Raw genomic sequence first — 18,111 nt, forward strand, 5'->3', positions numbered from 1 at the left:
AAATTTAAGATAAAAATAAAAAAATAAAGCGCCGCAAAAACTCTGAAGACACTTCCTACTGGTAAGCCGACCAAAAGCAAACTCGGAATGTAACTATCCACGTCGCAGACCTCTCGCGCCGCGTAGCAAGCCACGTGTTCGATTAAGCTGAACATTCTCTCAGTTTTACAATACTCGTAGGTCACCAATATGCTGATAGGGAGCCTGAGAAAATCCGCATGGCGTTGGGTAACCAAGGCACGAGCGGCGGTGCCAGAGTTATCTACTTTTTGGCAACGGCAGAAAAAATCTACCGGATACTGGCCTACCCCAAGAGCATGAAGGACAGCTTAACGCCCGCTGAAAAGGCCGCACCGAAAACACTGACCCACCAACTGAAGGCGGAGGTTTCTGAATGAGCTTTTTTGACAAACTCCAAACATCGCTGCAGGAAGCCGTTGAGATTAAACAGGGCAAAGCTGAGGCTAGCCGCATCACACGGCACGAAGTGGCTGATGTAAGAGCCATTCGCGACAAGCTACATGTCTCTCAGGCGGAATTTGCTAGTGCCATGGGAACCAGTGTGGATACCATCAAAAGCTGGGAAACCAAACGTCGCAACCCTACTGGCCTTAGCGCGAAAGCTAACGACTTTCCCTATTTACACCTTCGCTTTGCCGTCGATTACCGACTGAAAGCCAATGGGGGTAACTGGCTGGTTGCTAGCATCCACTACTTTGCCGCCAATCCGCGCGAGCTCTTTCGCTAGCTTCACTAAACGCACCAGCTGAAGTTTGTTAGGTGTAGCACTGCGCGACTTCTTGATCATTTTCACCGTCACGCCCTTTACAGGAAATTGGCCGTTATCTTGGTTGAAGGAAGGCAGTGTGGCAGGTGGGTAGGCGTTAGCGATATAGATGGGGTTGCGGGGCGAGTCTCCCACGAGGGTGAAAGATTTACTGCTGCTTTCATACACCGCGCCGGACGAAGAAAGCGCAATGCTTAGGCGCTCGTTGCTTGCCATTGTCGGCTCATCAAACATTACAAATAGCCCCCATGCACCGGCATTTTCATCTACTAGCACAGGGGCATCGTCTGGTGTTGCAGGAATGGATGGGGTTACGGGCAAAGGTTTAGCACGCTTAGTAGAACGGAACCTTAATCTCTGTACTCCTCCGTTCAACAGCAAATATAAAACCACCAAACCACAGGTAATGCTAAACCAGATCGACAAAATTGCGATCATGAGTACCAATTGTGTTGAATCCACCGCCGATTCCCTTCTAATTGTGTGATAAGCACTACCTTGGCGGCCAACTACGAGCTGAGCACGCGATTAATTTTGAATAACACTTAACAAGCACAGTCACATTCATGCTCGTCATCTTTAACTTGATATGTAATTGCGTAGGTCGTTAGCAACAGTTTCAGGAGAGGGCATACTCTGATTCTGTTTTAATAGATCCACTGGCTTTGGCCAAAATGAATCATGATAACTGACACTACTAATATCCACTGATTTAGAATAACGAGGTATGACATGAAAGTGTACTATTGGATCAATCATCATCAATGCAAGATAATTTATTTTATCCGGAGAGTATACTATCGACAGAATTCTCTCGATCTCTTTTATTGCAATGGACATATCAATAGCTTCTTGTTTAACCAGGTCACCAAGAGAAAATACTTCACGCTGCAATGATAGAACCATTGAACCTGGCGTCAATTGCACAGGACGAACAGATACCTTCCAACTCCCCACTGCAAATAGTCCAAGCGCTTGCGTTATAAATTTTTTGTTAAATTTATCAATCTCCTTCATAGCAACTTCCCCCTCCCTCGCTTTTCTAACACATTTCGAATCATAGACGATGAAACACTAGGCGTATAAGGCAAATAAACCACCTTCACACCCTGCCTATCTAATTTTTCTTGATATTCATTAAAGTCAGGCTTTCCAAACCAATCATCTCCGACAACAAGCACATCATATCTAAGCCGCTCCCATGCCTTATATTTGTTACGATCAGTCTGCGCCACACAAACATCCACATATTTTATAGATGAAACTATTTGGAGTCTTTGCTCATAAGGCACTACCAATGAGCCTGGCTTATACTCCTCTACAACCTCATCTGTAGATACACCTACGATAAGCTTATCTCCCAGCCCCTTAGCTGCTTTCAGCATATTCAAATGCCCAACGTGAAACATATCAAACGTTCCACAAGTGTAAACTGTTGTCATGCTACTTTCTCCAGCTTTTGCAGCCACAGCTGTGCAAGGTCATCATTCGGATAATGCTTCAAAAGAACTTTAAATTTCTTTTTTGCTTTCTCAAAATCATTTTTATCAAGCGCAGAAACAATACTGCTATAAGCATAGCATTCAGTCAGAAGAGAAAAATCACGCAACCCATTTGAATCAATCAACGCATCATAATCAGGATCCGGCGTTTCCCAGTTACCATAAAGTGATTTAAGAAAATCTGCTGGTTTTTTAGGAAACCAGTAACTGTAACCATTGCTCTCCTTCCTCTGCAGATCAACAGCAGACAGTTCCAATATCCTATTCCAATTTTTAGGGATACTAGGCATCCAGAAGCCATAAAGAGTCTTTCCTGTGGTTTTCTCAACTACAAACCCGCACAAATCTAGCGAGACCTTATTTTCTTTATGCACAAAGGAAATAGGATTAATCAGGCCAAAATTATTCCTATGTTGTATCCAGCCATTTTCTTTCAATACTCTAGCAGCCTTTTCCGCTTCTGAAAAAGGTATTCCAATATCCAAGTCTTTGTCGTGGTCTAAAAGACCACCTTCTCGGACAATACCCAACAGAGTACCATGAGATGGAAATGCATGAACTCCTGCTTCTGCAAGTTGCGCAAGGGTATTCCATAGCAGAACTTCAGTTTCCGGCTTATTAAAACCCTCTTTTCTTTTATTACCATCAATATTCTTAGAAATATTTTTTTTCGATAGTTCAAAAAGACATTTTCTATAGTTTTTTATAGCTTCATGGAGTTGCTTATTTCGCTGACAGGCGTTTGCAAACGCAACTAGCACCTTATAATTATCAGGATCTTTATCTATTGCTTTAGCCAGCAACTGAAAAGATTTTCTTCCACTGCCATATTTTGCATGCAGCTGCCCCATCTCTACAATGAGTTCTACATTATCAGGCCACTTCTCCAGTGCTTCCTCTAGCTCTTTAATACTAGATTCAAGATCACCCTGCTTTATTTTTATCTTAGATACTAAGATAGAAAGCATAGGATGTGGACCTTTCGCGGCTCTCTTAGCCTTATTAACAATCTCACTTGACTTATCTATTTCCCCATTTGAAATTGCATTATTTGCCTTAGAAAGTAATAAAGAGAAATCATTTTTTCCATAAGTAATCGAAGATGCTTTTCGCCTTTTAACCATTATCTTTCTTTCACCCCCAAATATCTGGACTGTAATCGCATGTCATCTTAAATTCATGGCTTTCATCTACGGGCCACACATAGCCTTGTGCTACTAAATAGCTTTCTGATTTTTTAGCGTCTATATAAGTAAATATCTCATAACATAAATCATAAAATTTATACACACTATGTAAAATAAATGCGAGCTTGGTAAGCTGATTTACGTCCATGGCAGCTAGCCGCTCGTCCGTCGGCACAAACAGGGCATCTGCACTTAATAGTTCAGTTGCCTGAACTTTTTCCAGGGTGCGCTCCGTGGGCAAATGCGAATGAAATGCGGAGTTTTGAAAGCAGTAAAAACGGAAGCCATGGCGTGCCATCCAGTGGCTAATTTGAGCAATATCCCCTTGACCGTGATGAGTAGGGCGGAAGGGGATACGTACTTGCACCAGCAACGTGTTAGCTAACGCTCGGTTGCCATGCTCTAAAATAGCAACATTGTCGTGCCGATCATCCAGCAGCAGCCATTCAATATTGGGTAAACCTTCAATGTGATCAAGCGCCACAGAACTTACTGGGGTCTTGGCAATTACTTGGCGGGTACTCTTTTGTTTTTGCCAGGCGTTCTCCATGGGTAGCAGTGTAGTGCTGTAATTGGCATCCAAGCAGTGGTATAGCGTACCTGCTTGGCCGCTACCCAAGGTTGCTTGTGGAAACAACTGAAATTCATCTAACCCTTTTAAGGATTCATCTTCTACATAGACATTACCGGGGTCAAAAGCAATCACGGCAAAGCTATTCCATCCCATATAGGTAGTGAATAATTTCCGGCCGACTAAGTTACAGCCGTTATCCATTATCACTATACGACCACGCATATCCCACTGAAAACCTTCTACCTCCTGGGCTTCTTTATCTTCAGCGTTTGTTAGCACTTGGCTCATATAAAATCACTCTCTTACCGTGGAACATGGCAAGCAGTATGCCAGCCCACTCCACATTGCCCAATAAAAAACCGGCCCACATGGGAGCCGGTTCATTATGCTGCTCAGTGATCAAGCATAAGCTCTATCTTGGCAGTCAGATTAGCCCAGCAGAGACAGCACATTCTGTGGAATCTGATTAGCCTGAGCCAGTACTGAAGTACCAGCCTGCTGCAGAATCTGTGAGCGTGTCATGTTGGCTACTTCCACTGCATAGTCGGCATCTTCAATGCGCGAACGTGCGGCGGAGAGGTTAGTTTCATTGGTGTTCAAGTTGGTGATCGCAGACTCGAAGCGGTTTTGCACAGCACCAAGGTCTGAACGTAAGCTATCTACTGTATTTAGTGCAGCATCAATATTTGCGAGTGGATCTTCAGAACGTTGACCCGCCACTTGCGAACCAACATTTACCTTGATTCCATCTGCTGCAATTTTTCCATCGTCATTTCGAGTAATAGAAGTAGAGGCCGTAAAGTAAACAGTTGCTGAAGTAGCATCATCTGTTGCGGAGACAAAGAGATTACCTTCACTGTCAGAAGTTAGAGCACCACTTGAGAAACCGCTTGGCAACGTAATATCAGCAACCGTAGCACTGAATGTCTGCGTACTTCCCGCAAAATCAGCACTTGATGAAATATTTAAGTCCCCGGCGGAGGCTGCAGTCGGAGCCGTCCCAACATACCCATTGACATTAAAGTCAGTAGTATTAGTAAATAATGTATCTGCGTTAATTTCTTTCAGGTTGACTGAAATAGTTTCCCCATCGTTTGCACCAACCTGGATTTTAACTTCCTGTTCTTCAGAAAGAACTTTAACACCGTTAAAGTTGGTCTCACCTGAGATACGGTCAATTTCCGAAAGACGCTGATTGATTTCATCCTGAATAGATGTCAAGTCATCGGATGAGTTGGTACCGTTTTGTGCTTGGACAGTCAGTTCACGCACACGCTGAAGGTTGTCGTTGACCTGATTAAGGGCGCCTTCAGCGGTTTGCGCGACAGAAATACCATCATTGGCGTTACGCTGAGCTTGGGACAGACCAGTGATCTGGGCGCTCATGCGGTTGGCAATGGCCTGACCAGCGGCGTCATCTTTAGCGCTGTTGATGCGAAGGCCAGAAGAAAGTCTTTCCATGCTGGTCTGAAGATCGCTTTGGCTCTTGTTCAGGTTAGACTGGCCAATCATTGATGTGATGTTGGTATTGATCACTGACATGGTGATTCTCCTTGCTTTGGACACTGGCCCTGAGGCCTGCTTTCGGCCACTGTTTGTGCCGTTATATTAGTTAACGGCTCAGCTAGGGAAAGCTTTAGGGCAAGTGGTAAAAAAAAATGTAAAAGTTGGTAACTGAAATAGCAGCTTTTTCATTCTGGTGATGGGAGGGCCGCTGTTTTGAGTGCATTACAAAAGCGCGGTTAAAGGCGTTGTTGTTGCCGTAGTGCTTGCTGGCTTTCCGCCGGGTTCCAGCGCATTTTGGTAAGCCAGCATAAAACGCGCTGGAATAGCGCCCAACAGCGTGCGCCTTGGGTAAACACCTGCCAGCGCCGGATAGCCGGAAGGGCGTGGAATACGCGGCTCTAATAGGGTCACTAATACGTCGTCATCTGGGTGGCGAAGAGCTCTACCTAACCCTTGGCGTAGTTTGTGCAGCGTACGTACCGTGTTTTTACGCTGCAGCATGCCTTTGGCTATCTGGGCGGCTTCTACCGCGCCGACATTACGACGTTGTAGTGATTGCTCTATTAAATGTTGCTCTACTTGGCTGAGTATTGGGCGCGGGTTACGCACAATCACCAAGTGCTGCCAATACGCCTGGTTGGCTTCGCGTTGCGGTGAAAGCCCTTCCCACCCAGCGGGCGTTAGCAAAATGGCATCTTTGGCTAGCCGTGCCACTACATCACTCAGCCCCGTACCAGGATGATGCGCCACGAGCCGGTGCGCGTGTTCAAACGGCCAAGCCGCTTCCAATGCGGCAACATCCGAGTAGCTTGCGCATAGCACCAGGGTACGGCCTGGGCAATCCAACAAATAAGGCAGCGCTTGCTGGCAAAAGTCGCTAGCAAGCCGATAATCGCCGTTTGCTTGCTGCATTAGGGGGTGCGGTAATTGGCGGGGTAGACGGAAGCGCAAGGTGCCAAAGCGCTGTGCTTGAAAGCTCCGCTGTAGGCCACTGCGTTTATGCGTTATCGGCAGCTGTAGCTGACTGCGCATATAGCGAAAGTTAGGCGTTTCACCGGGTTCATGGTTTAAATCAGAAAGCGTTGCAGAGGTTAAAAACGTGACCCGCTCGCTGGCACCTGCTTTTAGGCTTGATGCCGCGCTGGGCGCGTGGGCCACCACACCCGGTAACCCGCGAACGGGGGAGTAATCAATCGCTAAGTAACGGCTTTCCTCACGCAGCCGAGCGGCCATTTTTTCTGCGTTTTGGCGTAGGTGCTGCCACTCGCGCCAACGGGAGAGTTCGTGGCTGCTTTCACGTAGGCGCAACGCCAGTAGCCCAGTGATGCTGCTTTGCAGTGCTTCACGTTGGTAGGGCGTTAAGCTGTGAGCACTGCCAGCGCGCTGGCGGTCGGTCATATTTTCCAACAACGTTTGCCACTGCTTGGCCACGCGATGTTGTTTTAACTGTTGAAGCAGGTGCGTGGCTGACTGCAGTGATACGCGATTGCTAAGTAGCTGTTCAGCAATGGCTGGATAGTGTTCGGCTTCATCCAATAGCAGCACATAGGGTGACTGCGCCTGGGTAATTTGCCCTTGGGTAACGAGGTCTACCGCTAGCAGCGCGTGGTTAATGACTAATACATCACTCTGCTGGGCAACCCGTTGCTGTGCTTCCAGGGCTTCTGGGATTGGGTCGTTGGCGCGCAGCGCTATATCCGCTAATAGGCAGTCTTCAGGCAACCAAGCGGGGTCAAGGTCGAGCAGGCAGCCATCACTCTCAAGTGCCCAGCCTGCCAGGCGACGCTGCGTAGTGCTCAAGTGGTCAGCGGTAGAGGCTTTTTCTAGGCTGGGTACGCCCAACGTTAGCGCTAAGCGTTCAGGGCTTAGGTAGTTTTCACGCCCCATACGTAAAGCAAAGCTGAGTAGCGGCAGTTGGGCATGGCGCAAATAGTCACTCACGATGGCGAGGTTATCCGGCTGCAGCAGTTGACGTTGCAGTATGCGGGAGTGGGTCGAAATTAACGCACGGCGGGCAGCCTGCTTACCGCCCATGAGTTTGCCTTTGGCAACCCAGTCGGCCAATACCAATTGGTAGGCTAGCGACTTGCCGATCCCCGCATCACCTTCCACAAAATGCAGTTTGCCTTGTTGTAATAACCCGTCAATCAACGCTTCAGCGTAGGCAATTTGCACCGGGCTGCGTTGAAAGCCGGGCCGCTGAGGGAGTACCTCGCTTAAGTAGTGAATAACCGGGTGCATAGGCCATAGTATCTAGGTGGGAAGAGCGAATGCCCCAGCGGGCTGGGGCACTGTTTTAGCGAAGATGATTTCGCAAAGACAGTTTAAGCAAAAGGATTCCCGCAAAGGCGAGAGGTTCAAACGTTCCATCGAAGTCTGCAATTCGTTGCAAACACTTCCGCTAAGGCGAAACGCCACCATAATAACCATAAAGTATGCGTCTTACTAACGTTGGCAAAGCATTCCCATGCCGTAGGCGCGTAGGCGTGAAACACCCTGCAACCAAGCATTGGCAGCATGCGCTTCATCAATCACCGTTACTTCAGCGTTAACCAGCACTACCGATTGATGAGAGGGGTGGTGCGGCTTGTGCTGCCAACTCCCCAGTGGGCTGAAAGAGAGCGTATCTGCCTTAATGTTAAACCCTTGGTGGAGCATGCGCTGTGTGACCACATTTTCCCAGCGCTCGCGCGGCGCGGGAATATGCTGGCTGCGGGAGAGCTTTTCACCGCTAGGCGATAACCGTGTGGCTATCGTGGGTACCCAGCACCACTCCAATCGCAACGTGTCTCCCTGGCAAAGCGCTAACCCCCGCTTAGTCGCGTGTGGAAATTCATGGGCTGAACGCACGCTAAAAAGATGGCGCTCTTGCGTTAGCCAATCGAAACGAAAAATAAAGGGCCGTTGACGGGCTGGCGTGTGTGCACCACCAGAAAACAGCTGCCATGCGGTGCGATGGTAGTTTTCCAGCGTGACTGTCTGATCAGGCGCATGGCCTGGGTGGCACAGCGCCGTGGCTTCGTAGTAATGCACCTGCATTTCTTCATTACTCTTTAAGGAGGCTTCTAATGGTTCTTCTTACACGACTTCTTACGGTACGTCTCAAAAGTAGAAAGCACTACTTAGAGTTAGTAAACCGCTGATTAAGAAACCCTTGGTTAGAACAACGTGCCCTGGCGTTGGGTATCCGGCGTAGCATCGCGCTGAGGCGCGGGGTTCGTTTCAACCGCTAAGGGACGGCAGTAAGGTAACAAGGCTTGCAAATGGGGCATGATCGCACCTAATACCGCAGGCAGTTTTAGGCGATCAAAAGGGTCTGCCGGTAGCGTTTGCAGCAGTGATTCCGGCTTGGGCACCTTTTCCAGCCATTCGGCGAAGGCTTTGTCATCCCGTTGGCCTTGGGCCGCGTCTAAAATTGGCTTCCAAAAGGTGATACGGTCTGCTTGAACGGTTAGGCCCTGCTCACTTAGCTGCTTGGCAGTCATGATCATGGCGTGTAAATCCAATGCGCTAACACCGCTTTCGCTGTTACACCAAAGCTCATGCAGCGAGGTGGTGGGCGTTAAGTGGCGCATTAAACCATCGACCTTTCGCCCCCAATTCTCAATATAAACAAATCCTTCGCTGATTGGGTCAAGCTCGCCTTGTGCTAGCAGCGCCAATAGCCTCGTGAGCGGTTTTTCGGTGCTTAACCGGCTTTGCTGCCCCCATTCACCTTGGCGATATTTTTCAAACAGCTTGGGGGGCAACGTGAGGTATAGCTCTGCTTTTGGCGTAATGATGCCACCCGACCCCACCAGCATACCGAGCTTGCCATAAATCGGCGTGCGCGTATTGCCCGTGACGTTCAAGCGCTCTAGTCCCAACATCTCTTGGCTGGCAATGCGCGGAGTATAACAAGAGAGGCAAACGTACTCTGTTTCGCCGTTTTTACCATAACGATACTCAATAGCTTGAAAAGGTGCTTCTACGTCTGCCCAGCGCCGGTCGCAGCAGGCACAACTGGGAGTATTAGGCGTTAGTGTGCTAATAAAAGCGCTGCGCCTTAAAGGATGCGTGGCATGGTAAAGCAGTTGATAGGCACGGTGGCGCGGGTTAAAGCTGCTGTGCAGTGGTGCCTCTTCTTTCACGCAAGCACCTCACGCAGTATTCGTGGTGGCCGATAGACAGGCTCATCTTTTCCTTTAGGGGTCAGGCGCAAGTAATCAGCCTGCGGTGTATAAGGCATGCCCGCGTGCATCGCTTGGTCGCGCCAACTACGCTGACACCAGCGGCGTTGCGTATCTGGCTCAAACGTTGTTGCCGTAACAGCCCCTTGGCCACGGCTATAGCCAATGCCGATATGGGGGATTTCACCCAGTAGATCCAGGCACGCCTGCGCGTCCCCTTCCGCATAAAATATCAGGTAGGGGCATAACCGCCCTTTGTGTTGCGTTAGCTTTGGTGCCCAGTCACCGCCATCAATACGTAAGGGCGCGCGGACATTACGCGCTGCTAGCAACGGCAACTTATAAAGGTGGGACACTAAGCCAACTCCGTGGGCTTCCAGACCAAACCGTGGCGTAACACCAAAGATCATTTGTGATGCACGAAACGCGCCCTGTTGCTGATCAAATACCAGCGGCAGCGGGTGCGCGACTGACCAATCCAGCGCTCGGCGGCTAGCGGCTTCCTGTAATAGCGTATCTAATCGCGGCACTATCCTTGGCAATACCAATGGCGTGTGCAATTGAAGCAACAATTTAAAGGCATGTGCCTGGTGAGGATCGATGCCTTGATACGCAGGGTGTTCTTCTACCATTAGCCCTGCTTCCAACGCTTGCGGGCTTCTTGGCGGTTAAACAAGGTAAAGTCGTAATGGGGTAGCGCCGTTATAAATGATTGCCATGCTGCTTCGAGGACATCGCCTTCAAGCTGAATGCCAATATCGTCGAGTTTTACCGTACCAATGGGCAACGCACGGCGCTCCCCTGGGGCACGCTGCAAGACTTCCCACTCGGCGCTAATGGCCCCAAAACCGTTGGCCAAGTGCCCGCCAAGACGTGGACGGTGTGAGAACTCCGCTAGGCAGTGCAGCAGCAGTCCAAGAATTTCTGGCGACCCTTCGATAAGCCGCAGTCGGCTCTGCAGTTCACTACCCGGCGCAATCGCTTCGTAGCCTGTTAGCGGATGCTTTATAGATTCGTCTGAACCTTCACGCTGTTTACGAACCTCTTTTTCCTGTGCTTCCAGTTCACGGACTTGTTTTGCAAATGCCTGCTTAGCCTCGCGGTCATCAGTTTGGCGAGACGCGACTCTAATCTCGCGAATTTTCACCCTGATGGCTTCGATTTCTACCATGCTTTCCCGTGCGCTACGCATTTCGCTCATTAGCGCCGTTTGCTCATCTTCACTCAGGTAAGTGACCAGCCGTGGGTCGTGCTCGAACTGATCATGGCGAGCCCCTTGGCCTGCAGTCATCAGGTTATCTACGCTGGTTAGCAGCGGCCCTACCTCAAGATAACCGGCCAACTTCCAACGGCCAAACAGGCTCATAAAAGGGTTTGCCTGGCGTAGAAAACCTTCCGCACGGGGGTCATGACTGGTGCCGGTAGCTTCGTTATTCACCTGGCGGGAAACATCAATACCTTCGCCCAACATATACATCTGCGCACGGTCGAAAACACGGTCTTCAGGTTTATCGTGCGCCTTCGCCAGCTCGCGAATCAGCATATTCAGGCCCGCTTTGCGTAACGGCCCCCGTAGCGTGCCACCGTTAAGAAACACCTGGCCGTGCGGAGTACGGGGCAGCCGTTCATCCATCCCGAAGTAGCTCACAGTGATGGGTGCTTCGGCAGTGATATGGCCGGAGAGCTGATAGGCAAGCGGGGTGGTGTTCATAGTAACTGGGCGTTCCTGTCATCAGCGAAACCAAAGAAGACTATGATGGCATATCGGTCAGGAGAGTAATAATGCGTTGTGCGTACAAAAAATAATACGTTTCGGCGTTTTGAAGCCGTCCCAGCAAGGGACAGCTTCATCGAATACTTACAAATAACCCATCTCCGCAAATGACTGACACCCATCGCTCGCCACCACTACGTGATCAATCACCCTTATATCCATCAAGCCAAGCGCCTCTTTCAGTCGCTCAGTAATGCGTCGATCCGCATCGCTAGGCTCAGGATCGCCGCTGGGGTGGTTGTGAACCAGGATGACAGCAGCAGCGTTATAGGCCAGCGCTGCTTTCAGCACTTCACGTGGATAAACGCTGGCTGCATCGATGGTGCCGCGAAACATTTCCTCGAAGCAGATCACGCGGTGCTGGCTGTCCAGGAATAGGACGCTGAACACTTCGTACTCATAATCCTGAAGCAGTAGCTGTAGATGCTCAAACGCTTGCGAAGGCTGGGATATCTTGCGGCCTTTGGCGAGCTTACGCCGCGCAAAGCGCTTGGCCATGGTGATGATGTCGGTTTCGGTGACCGGCGCTGTCACGTGATAAGTGCCTGCCACTTCACCGGCTTTGAGTTTGGAATGAGTCATTGTTGCCTCCCAAAAATAAAAAAATGCCGGGGTGGTGGCCCCGGCATCTATGTCATTAATGATGGATGGATATTGTTGAATAGTGGGTCGGTCACGCCGCCATCACTTGGCTGATGCGCCGCTCCATCTCTTCGTGGAAAGCTTCGACCCGCTCGGCAATGGTGCGGATCATAATGTCGTCGCGGTAGGCGCGTTTGATAAACAGCGGCATGCCGGGCCAGTAACTCACGAAGTCGATCCACTCTCGTTCACTGACCCACAGCCCGCCTTGGCACTGCGCCACGTGTTCCGCTGGGATTTCCCCGCTGAGCAACACCTCAATCTGGAACTTGGGCAACTTGGTCTTGATCTCCAGCAGGCCATTAGCCCCCACTAGACTGTCAGGCGAATAGCCCACGTGGTGGTTAAGGATAATGCCCACTTCCTGTGGCGCTGGCTCACCGGTAGCATCGCAGTAAAGCTCTCGGGCCACGGCTTCCAGCTCGTGGCCCCTTCGGGTATGAGCATTGCCTTGAAACGGCTCGGCCAATTCACCGGTGATGCGTTCGCCAATCAGTTGGTGCATATACGAAAAGGCCCCAGTGCCAAATCCACCGGGGCCTTTGCCGTTGACCAGCAAGGTCTTGAGTTCCGACATGGTGACGCGCCCTAAGCGCGCCGCCAGCCATTCGGGGGAGCCTTGCTCCATGTGAAGCACGTCCATAACGACCTCCTTTGGATGAGGGTTAAGGTGAATAAAGGTAATAACACCGGTTATTGGACGGCGCGCTTGGCTAACGAGGCCCGCAGCTTATCGAAGTCACTTTGGGGCACTTGCACCGCCGAACCATATTTGCCGCTGAACCACTCTTGCGTGGTCGCTGGGCATTGGCTGATCAGGCGCTGAATCTGCCCCGCCTGGAAGGGCGTTACTAGCCTGACGCCACCGGCAGCACTCCCGTTATCATCTTGGCCGCGTGTAGTGATGTTAAGCAGCGCAGACAGCACATAGCGTTTGCCATAGCTGGTAGAAGATCCAAACGCCTGTACCGCGTTTTTGTTACCACTCATATCCGCAGGCAATAGCATGCTGGTCTCTTCGCGGTGACCGTCTTTGTGCATCAGTACACCCGTTACCTGAATACCGCGTTCCTGGGTCTGAATACGAAAGCTCACCGCAAAGCCGTGCTTCTGCATAATGGGGCGCACGGTATCGACGATATCTTCCAGCGTGGCGTAGAAGCCGTTGTTGGTTTTACCCCGCTCTTCAATGCTAGGCAGTTCGGTCTGCATCGCGGCCATGGCGGTGCTGTAGGCCATCATGGCCTGGCGATCCATGACCCGTTCCTGCATTTGCAGCAAACGCTCCATCTTGTCGATATCGACGTCCGGGTTGAGTGCGGCACGCTCAATCACCTGAATGATCGCGGTGCTATCAGCCGTGGGATGCGCCTCTAGCGCGGCAGTGGTAGGGGTATTTGTCGCATTAGCGTCTGCTTGAAGGGCGGACGGTGGGACTTTGCGATTAGCCGCATTTACTACATGAGTACGCTGTGCCATGGGGCACCTCCTGTAACGTTAAGAGAAAAACACTGGGCGAATAACGCCCATGCATGGGTGAGCTCACTGAGCGTGAACGGTCTCGTCGGGTAAGTGATGGGCAATGTCAGCAGGGTCAATTCGCTCCAGGCGTACCTCCGCTCGGTAAAACTCGCCCTGGGCACAGACCAGCGACGTCGCGCTATGGGCGTTGTGATCTAACAGCTGTTTGGTGAGCCGTGTGAGTGCCATTTCAATAGCATCAGAGATAAAGCGCATGGTTGTACCTCGCAGCATAAGCCCCACAGCAAAACGCCCAGCCTTTGAGGGGCTGGGCGTTTATGCCGTGGAGGGAGTGGTTATCATTGGGTGAATCGCGTTTTGGAGTAGAAGGAACGTGGCTTCAAGGTTGGCTAGGAGACCAGTGCCAAGGCCGCATCCAGTGCTTCTTGCTTGAGCTGAGCGCCTTGGCCGAACCACGCTGAATCCATTCGCGTGTCGTTACTGCGTGCCCGCTTGTCGTGATCGACGTATTCGGTCACCGCATTGAGCAAGCCCCAGGCCGTGTCTTTGGCCGTCACCAAGTGAGACCCTCGGCCTTCGCCGTGGTAAAGCTTCTGCACCTTATTGAGTGCCCGGTAGTTAGGCAGCTTGGAAGGATCGTCTAGCGGCGTCTCGGCCCCGCAAATCACCGACTGGAAATACTGCTGGGCTTCGTGTCGAGTGATCTTACGCTCTGCTAGGTTTTTCATTCGGTACATAAAGTCATTCCACTGAGACACCGAAATACCCAGCTGACGCTTCACTGCACGCGGGTCAAACTCTGAACGGTGTGGCACCTTCACCGCTTGCGAGGTGCCATCGACGGCAATTTGTAGCGTGTTATTGCACACCACCCTGACGGTGGTTGGCGTGGCCATCGTCGCCAAGGTGCCGTCACAGGACGTAGCCAATAGCAGGTAGTCGTTGACTTCATCTTGGCCCTTAAGCGAGGTGCTTAGGCCACTGCGGGCCAAGGCCCAGAACTTACGCCCGCCTTTGAGCACGCCAGCGGTTTCTAGCTCATACCCCGCGTACTCGGTCAGATCGCGGTAGAACTCCAGAATTTCTTCGGGCTGTACTACCTTATAGCGCTGCGACACCACCGACAGCGGAGCCTTGGTATCGGAGCGGTAAAGCACCTTCTGCTCAGGGAACGAGTGAATACTGCCCAGGTGGCTGGCCCCTTCGGCAATAAAGCGCACCGGTGCTTCCTCGATATGCCAGTTCATACCGGCCTGTTGCTGCCAGACCTCTAATGGTTGATGACGAGACAACTGCTGCCCCAGGCCATGCCACGGGGTAGCGCCCACGTAAGCCATTTGTTCAACAAGATGAGCCATTATAATTTCCTCATAGAATTTCAATAGGTATCAACACGAACGGCTTAACAGCCCGCCTTAACAGGAAGCGGGCTAAGCCGTGATAGCGTCATGGAAGATAGGGATGGGTGAGCTGCGATTAGCGAGACGGATAGCTAGGATATTCCGCTAGCGGCAACCGAAAGGTGTGACCACACGCGCGGCACTCGATGTTATCAAGCACCTTTGTATCTAACTCTTCTCCAAGCCGGGCACCGGCCACACCGCCTGCGGTGCCGCCCACTAAGGCACCAAACAATGCGCCTGCCAGCGTGCCAATCGATACTCCCACCGGGCCTGCCACAGCACCGACAGCCGCACCGGCTTTGGCACCGCTAAGCGCGCCCATAGCACCGGTCGTACCGCCGGAGACAACACCGGTGGTCGCACCAATATGACGACCTAATTGACGAGGGATAAGCTGCGTGGACGTGCAGCGGGGACAGTGAGCTGTCATCAGCAATTTCCTTGAGTGTAGTGAATAGAAAGAGCCCAAGCAGTAGGGCTTCACTCAAGTAATACGGGGCTGAAAATTAGTTATTTGAATGAGCCACTACACTCAGGTATAGAGGTTGAGAAGAGCGTCACTAAAACGCTGTTTCGGTGATACTTTGCTTCTCAAAAAGTCTGCCTGACACACAGGAATGGCGAGGGCTTTCCCCTCAAAAGATCTTTACTTCGTCGGTAACTAATAGGTCGTGCCGTTCTAAGCTTTTGGGGTCCTTTTTTATTACGGATTGCTTACGTGCGTTAACTGTGTCAACGACACACCTACTAAACCTATTCATAACAGCGTCATAGTGCTGTAAAGATAAGCCTACGTAGCGCAGTAGAGGGTATCCTTAAGATACCCGACTAGACGATGCAGAGACGTGAGCAAACGTACATGAGGAAGAAGTAGCGGTATCCATTAACGCACGCATTAAGCGTGCGATTGAACAAACTCAGCACCGCTCTTCGCTGTTTTGATACCCCAATGGGGGCCATGGGGCTGCGTGGTAATTTTGTAATGCTGAGCGGTATCTGGTGAGCGTCGTGCAATACGCGCTGCGCCATGACTGCCAAGGAGATGACCATGCAGACCATAACCGCTCACTCAGATGACCTACCCACACACGACGATGTGCGGGCTATTTTGGATGATTGGGAATATGACAGCGACGAGATAGCGACGGACGCGTATGGAACGGTAAGGGAGCAAAAAAAAGAGACGCTGCCTTGGCTATCGGATCTGGTTGGAGCAGAGAAGGATCTTGAATGGCTGCTACAGCCGTCTTGCTCGATAGACGCCTTAATGCCTTGCCCCGTGGTGGAGCAGCCAGGGTGTGCCACCTTGCATCATTCGCCATTGATCACAACGCTCCTCTCGATCTATACGGTACTGGTGGGGTGGTTTGAAGACAGAGCATTAAAACACCACTTTCGTCCAAGCGCCTATGCCGAGTGTTTCTTATGGGCTTTTAAGGACTGCGACTATCTTCATGAAATAATGACAGAAGGATTACAGCCACTCACAATGACAGAGTTGCCTTTCCTGCTTAGGGACCTAAAGCAGCGGTTAGCGACGTTTCACCAAGCGACACAGTCCAGCGCTTGCCGGGAACGGCGGCGCTATCTCGCACGTAAGCGTGACCATAATCGACGTGCAGCAAATCAGTTAATGGAAGGGCTCTTTGAACGCAATGCCAAGCTGCTCGTCATTCGGGTGGACCTGGGCTACACCGAGTATGCCGCGCCGTATATGGATGCCAGCATGGCGCGTCAGCATCGACAACGTTTATGTAAAGCCTTCCAACAGCATCCTTTATTTACTCGCCTGCTGGGCTACATCTGGAAGCTAGAGTACGGCGAGTATAAAGGTTTTCACTACCACTTGTTGTTGTTCTTCAATGGCGCCGAGGTAAGGCAGGATATTCGCTATGCCCAGCGTATCGGGGAGTATTGGAACATTACCGTCACCAAGGGTGATGGTGTGTATTTCAACTGTAACTATCTCGCTGAGGAGCGCTATCATGACAACGCGATGGGGCTAGTGACCTATCACGATGCCAAAAAGCGCAAAGGGCTGACGCATATTGTCAATTACTTAACGAAAATAGACGAGTACGCAACGCTAACGGTTCGTGGTGATAACCTTGGTCACAGCCAGTCTCCCAAACCACATCGTGGCCTTGACGCTAAGCGCCTTGGACGGCCTCGACGCCATGCGTCACCGGCCTAGCCCCACTAAGTGAAGCGGCACGGCCTTGACGTATCACTTTGCTCATCATTCCCCGTAAAACCCGTCATTTAAGCCTTCGAAGACGCCTGCCGTAGCCACCACTACGGCAGCGACATGCTATGGACACATCCATGACGCCGCAATGGCGGGCGTCTTCATTGATACGAGGTTACCCAATGGATCATTCACTCTTCTTCTCCCTTCAACTAGAGAAGTACCCTGGTCATGCCGATGTGATGCGGCAGTTTGCTGAAACGAATGGCATCCCGTTTGATCTTGAACGCATTCACCAATTGATCGACGCTCGGCAGCGCGACGACATGCAGCACATCGATTCGACATCTTCTGAAACGGAGCCAGCTGACGCTCTGGGTAAGTGGCGGCAGTACATCACCGCCAAGCACACAACATTCCCCCTGAACCCAGCGTTTGAAGCGACAGTTAGCTGCAGCGATGCGTCGCTACAGGGGCCTGAGTTAATGGCAGCAATCAACGCACGTCGCCACGACCTTGGCCTCACGCAGGCTGAATTTGCCCAACGCTTAGGAATCAGCATAAGGACGTACCAAGACTGGGAGCAGGGTCGACGACGGCCTTCTGGGCGAGCGACCTCAATGTTAAATCAGCAGATATTGTAGTGCTGGGTTCATGCTGAGGGTGCGTTATATTTCATATCCAACAACACACGCCTACGACCAAAGAATGAAATAAAGGATAAGGAGTTGAGCCAAACGAATAGGCGAAGGGAAGTAGACATATGCGAGCTGGGTATTTAGACCACTCAAAAACCCTGCAATTATGCGAATATTTGCACTATTGCAGGTTTTTTATAGTTGCCTACTTTTACGGAAATGAAGAAAACAGTAATAAAGAAACTTTTGACAAGACCAG

At 50.9% G+C, this 18,111-nt stretch carries 21 protein-coding genes; 4 read left to right on the top strand and 17 right to left on the bottom strand.

All coding sequences use genetic code 11. The annotated features are described in order from the left end of the window. Positions 1-218 precede the first annotated feature (218 nt). A complete protein-coding gene (locus tag ELY33_RS12240; protein ID WP_208644238.1) occupies positions 219-398 on the top strand; it encodes a type II toxin-antitoxin system RelE/ParE family toxin in 180 nt (59 codons plus the stop codon). Continuing rightward, positions 395-748, top strand: coding sequence for a NadS family protein (gene nadS, locus ELY33_RS18385; protein WP_126948197.1), 354 nt, complete (start codon positions 395-397; stop codon positions 746-748). Before ELY33_RS12240 ends, nadS begins: the two co-directional genes overlap by 4 nt. Here the strand turns inward: nadS and ELY33_RS17885 are convergent. The 17 genes from ELY33_RS17885 to ELY33_RS12330 all read right to left on the bottom strand — a co-directional run bounded on the left by ELY33_RS17885 (position 641) and on the right by ELY33_RS12330 (position 15,456). Continuing rightward, positions 641-1,108 carry a hypothetical protein gene (locus ELY33_RS17885; RefSeq protein WP_167470082.1) on the bottom strand — a complete coding sequence of 156 codons (468 nt, stop codon included), beginning with the start codon at positions 1,106-1,108 and terminating at the stop codon, positions 641-643. The genes nadS and ELY33_RS17885 overlap by 108 nt on opposite strands. A gap of 258 nt (positions 1,109-1,366) precedes the next feature. Further along, the gene (locus ELY33_RS12255) at positions 1,367-1,804 is read right to left on the bottom strand and encodes an HIT family protein (RefSeq protein WP_126948199.1); all 438 of its coding nucleotides are present in this window, start codon (positions 1,802-1,804) and stop codon (positions 1,367-1,369) included. Further along, complete coding sequence (locus tag ELY33_RS12260) at positions 1,801-2,229, bottom strand: FAD synthase family protein (protein ID WP_126948200.1); 429 nt, start codon at positions 2,227-2,229, stop codon at positions 1,801-1,803. The genes ELY33_RS12255 and ELY33_RS12260 overlap by 4 nt, the downstream gene beginning before the upstream one ends. Next, positions 2,226-3,413: a tetratricopeptide repeat protein gene (locus tag ELY33_RS12265; protein WP_126948201.1), complete on the bottom strand. Its 1,188-nt coding sequence runs from the start codon at positions 3,411-3,413 to the stop codon at positions 2,226-2,228. The genes ELY33_RS12260 and ELY33_RS12265 overlap by 4 nt, the downstream gene beginning before the upstream one ends. 10 nt (positions 3,414-3,423) lie before the next feature. Beyond that, positions 3,424-4,338 carry a hypothetical protein gene (locus ELY33_RS12270; protein ID WP_126948202.1) on the bottom strand — a complete coding sequence of 305 codons (915 nt, stop codon included), beginning with the start codon at positions 4,336-4,338 and terminating at the stop codon, positions 3,424-3,426. A 141-nt stretch (positions 4,339-4,479) separates the two neighbouring features. Further along, positions 4,480-5,592, bottom strand: coding sequence for a FliC/FljB family flagellin (locus ELY33_RS12275; protein ID WP_126948203.1), 1,113 nt, complete (start codon positions 5,590-5,592; stop codon positions 4,480-4,482). Positions 5,593-5,778: 186 nt separating this feature from the next. Then, positions 5,779-7,797: a helicase C-terminal domain-containing protein gene (locus tag ELY33_RS12280; protein ID WP_126948204.1), complete on the bottom strand. Its 2,019-nt coding sequence runs from the start codon at positions 7,795-7,797 to the stop codon at positions 5,779-5,781. Between the two features lie 204 nt (positions 7,798-8,001). Next, complete coding sequence (locus ELY33_RS12285) at positions 8,002-8,595, bottom strand: type I-E CRISPR-associated protein Cas6/Cse3/CasE (RefSeq protein ID WP_126948205.1); 594 nt, start codon at positions 8,593-8,595, stop codon at positions 8,002-8,004. A gap of 119 nt (positions 8,596-8,714) precedes the next feature. Next, positions 8,715-9,686, bottom strand: a complete 972-nt coding sequence (locus ELY33_RS12290) for a hypothetical protein (protein ID WP_126948206.1) — start codon at positions 9,684-9,686, stop codon at positions 8,715-8,717. Continuing rightward, the gene (locus tag ELY33_RS12295) at positions 9,683-10,357 is read right to left on the bottom strand and encodes a hypothetical protein (protein ID WP_126948207.1); all 675 of its coding nucleotides are present in this window, start codon (positions 10,355-10,357) and stop codon (positions 9,683-9,685) included. The genes ELY33_RS12290 and ELY33_RS12295 overlap by 4 nt, the downstream gene beginning before the upstream one ends. After that, on the bottom strand, positions 10,357-11,436 hold the full coding sequence (locus tag ELY33_RS12300; protein WP_126948208.1) for a hypothetical protein: 1,080 nt from the start codon (positions 11,434-11,436) through the stop codon (positions 10,357-10,359). The genes ELY33_RS12295 and ELY33_RS12300 overlap by 1 nt, the downstream gene beginning before the upstream one ends. A 147-nt stretch (positions 11,437-11,583) precedes the next feature. Then, entirely contained in the window at positions 11,584-12,081 is a 498-nt protein-coding gene (gene radC / locus ELY33_RS12305) for a RadC family protein (protein WP_126948209.1), read from the bottom strand. Positions 12,082-12,172: 91 nt separating this feature from the next. Beyond that, a complete protein-coding gene (locus tag ELY33_RS12310; RefSeq protein ID WP_126948210.1) occupies positions 12,173-12,784 on the bottom strand; it encodes a lambda exonuclease family protein in 612 nt (203 codons plus the stop codon). A 50-nt stretch (positions 12,785-12,834) separates the two neighbouring features. Beyond that, positions 12,835-13,620 carry an ERF family protein gene (locus tag ELY33_RS12315; protein ID WP_126948211.1) on the bottom strand — a complete coding sequence of 262 codons (786 nt, stop codon included), beginning with the start codon at positions 13,618-13,620 and terminating at the stop codon, positions 12,835-12,837. 63 nt (positions 13,621-13,683) lie between these two features. After that, on the bottom strand, positions 13,684-13,878 hold the full coding sequence (locus ELY33_RS12320; RefSeq protein WP_126948212.1) for a hypothetical protein: 195 nt from the start codon (positions 13,876-13,878) through the stop codon (positions 13,684-13,686). A gap of 134 nt (positions 13,879-14,012) precedes the next feature. Continuing rightward, on the bottom strand, positions 14,013-14,981 hold the full coding sequence (locus ELY33_RS12325) for a DUF932 domain-containing protein (protein ID WP_126948213.1): 969 nt from the start codon (positions 14,979-14,981) through the stop codon (positions 14,013-14,015). 118 nt (positions 14,982-15,099) lie between these two features. Continuing rightward, positions 15,100-15,456 carry a hypothetical protein gene (locus ELY33_RS12330; protein WP_126948214.1) on the bottom strand — a complete coding sequence of 119 codons (357 nt, stop codon included), beginning with the start codon at positions 15,454-15,456 and terminating at the stop codon, positions 15,100-15,102. A gap of 618 nt (positions 15,457-16,074) precedes the next feature. On the opposite strand from ELY33_RS12330, the gene ELY33_RS12335 reads away from it, so the two are divergent. Together ELY33_RS12335 and ELY33_RS18390 are read left to right on the top strand one after the other, a co-directional pair. After that, entirely contained in the window at positions 16,075-17,220 is a 1,146-nt protein-coding gene (locus ELY33_RS12335; protein ID WP_167470083.1) for a YagK/YfjJ domain-containing protein, read from the top strand. A gap of 176 nt (positions 17,221-17,396) precedes the next feature. Then, positions 17,397-17,858 (top strand): helix-turn-helix domain-containing protein, encoded by a 462-nt coding sequence (locus ELY33_RS18390; RefSeq protein ID WP_422822293.1) that lies wholly within the window; start codon positions 17,397-17,399, stop codon positions 17,856-17,858. Positions 17,859-18,111: the final 253 nt, after the last annotated feature.

The sequence above is a fragment of the Vreelandella andesensis genome, from assembly GCF_003989795.1.
Lineage (GTDB): Bacteria > Pseudomonadota > Gammaproteobacteria > Pseudomonadales > Halomonadaceae > Vreelandella > Vreelandella andesensis.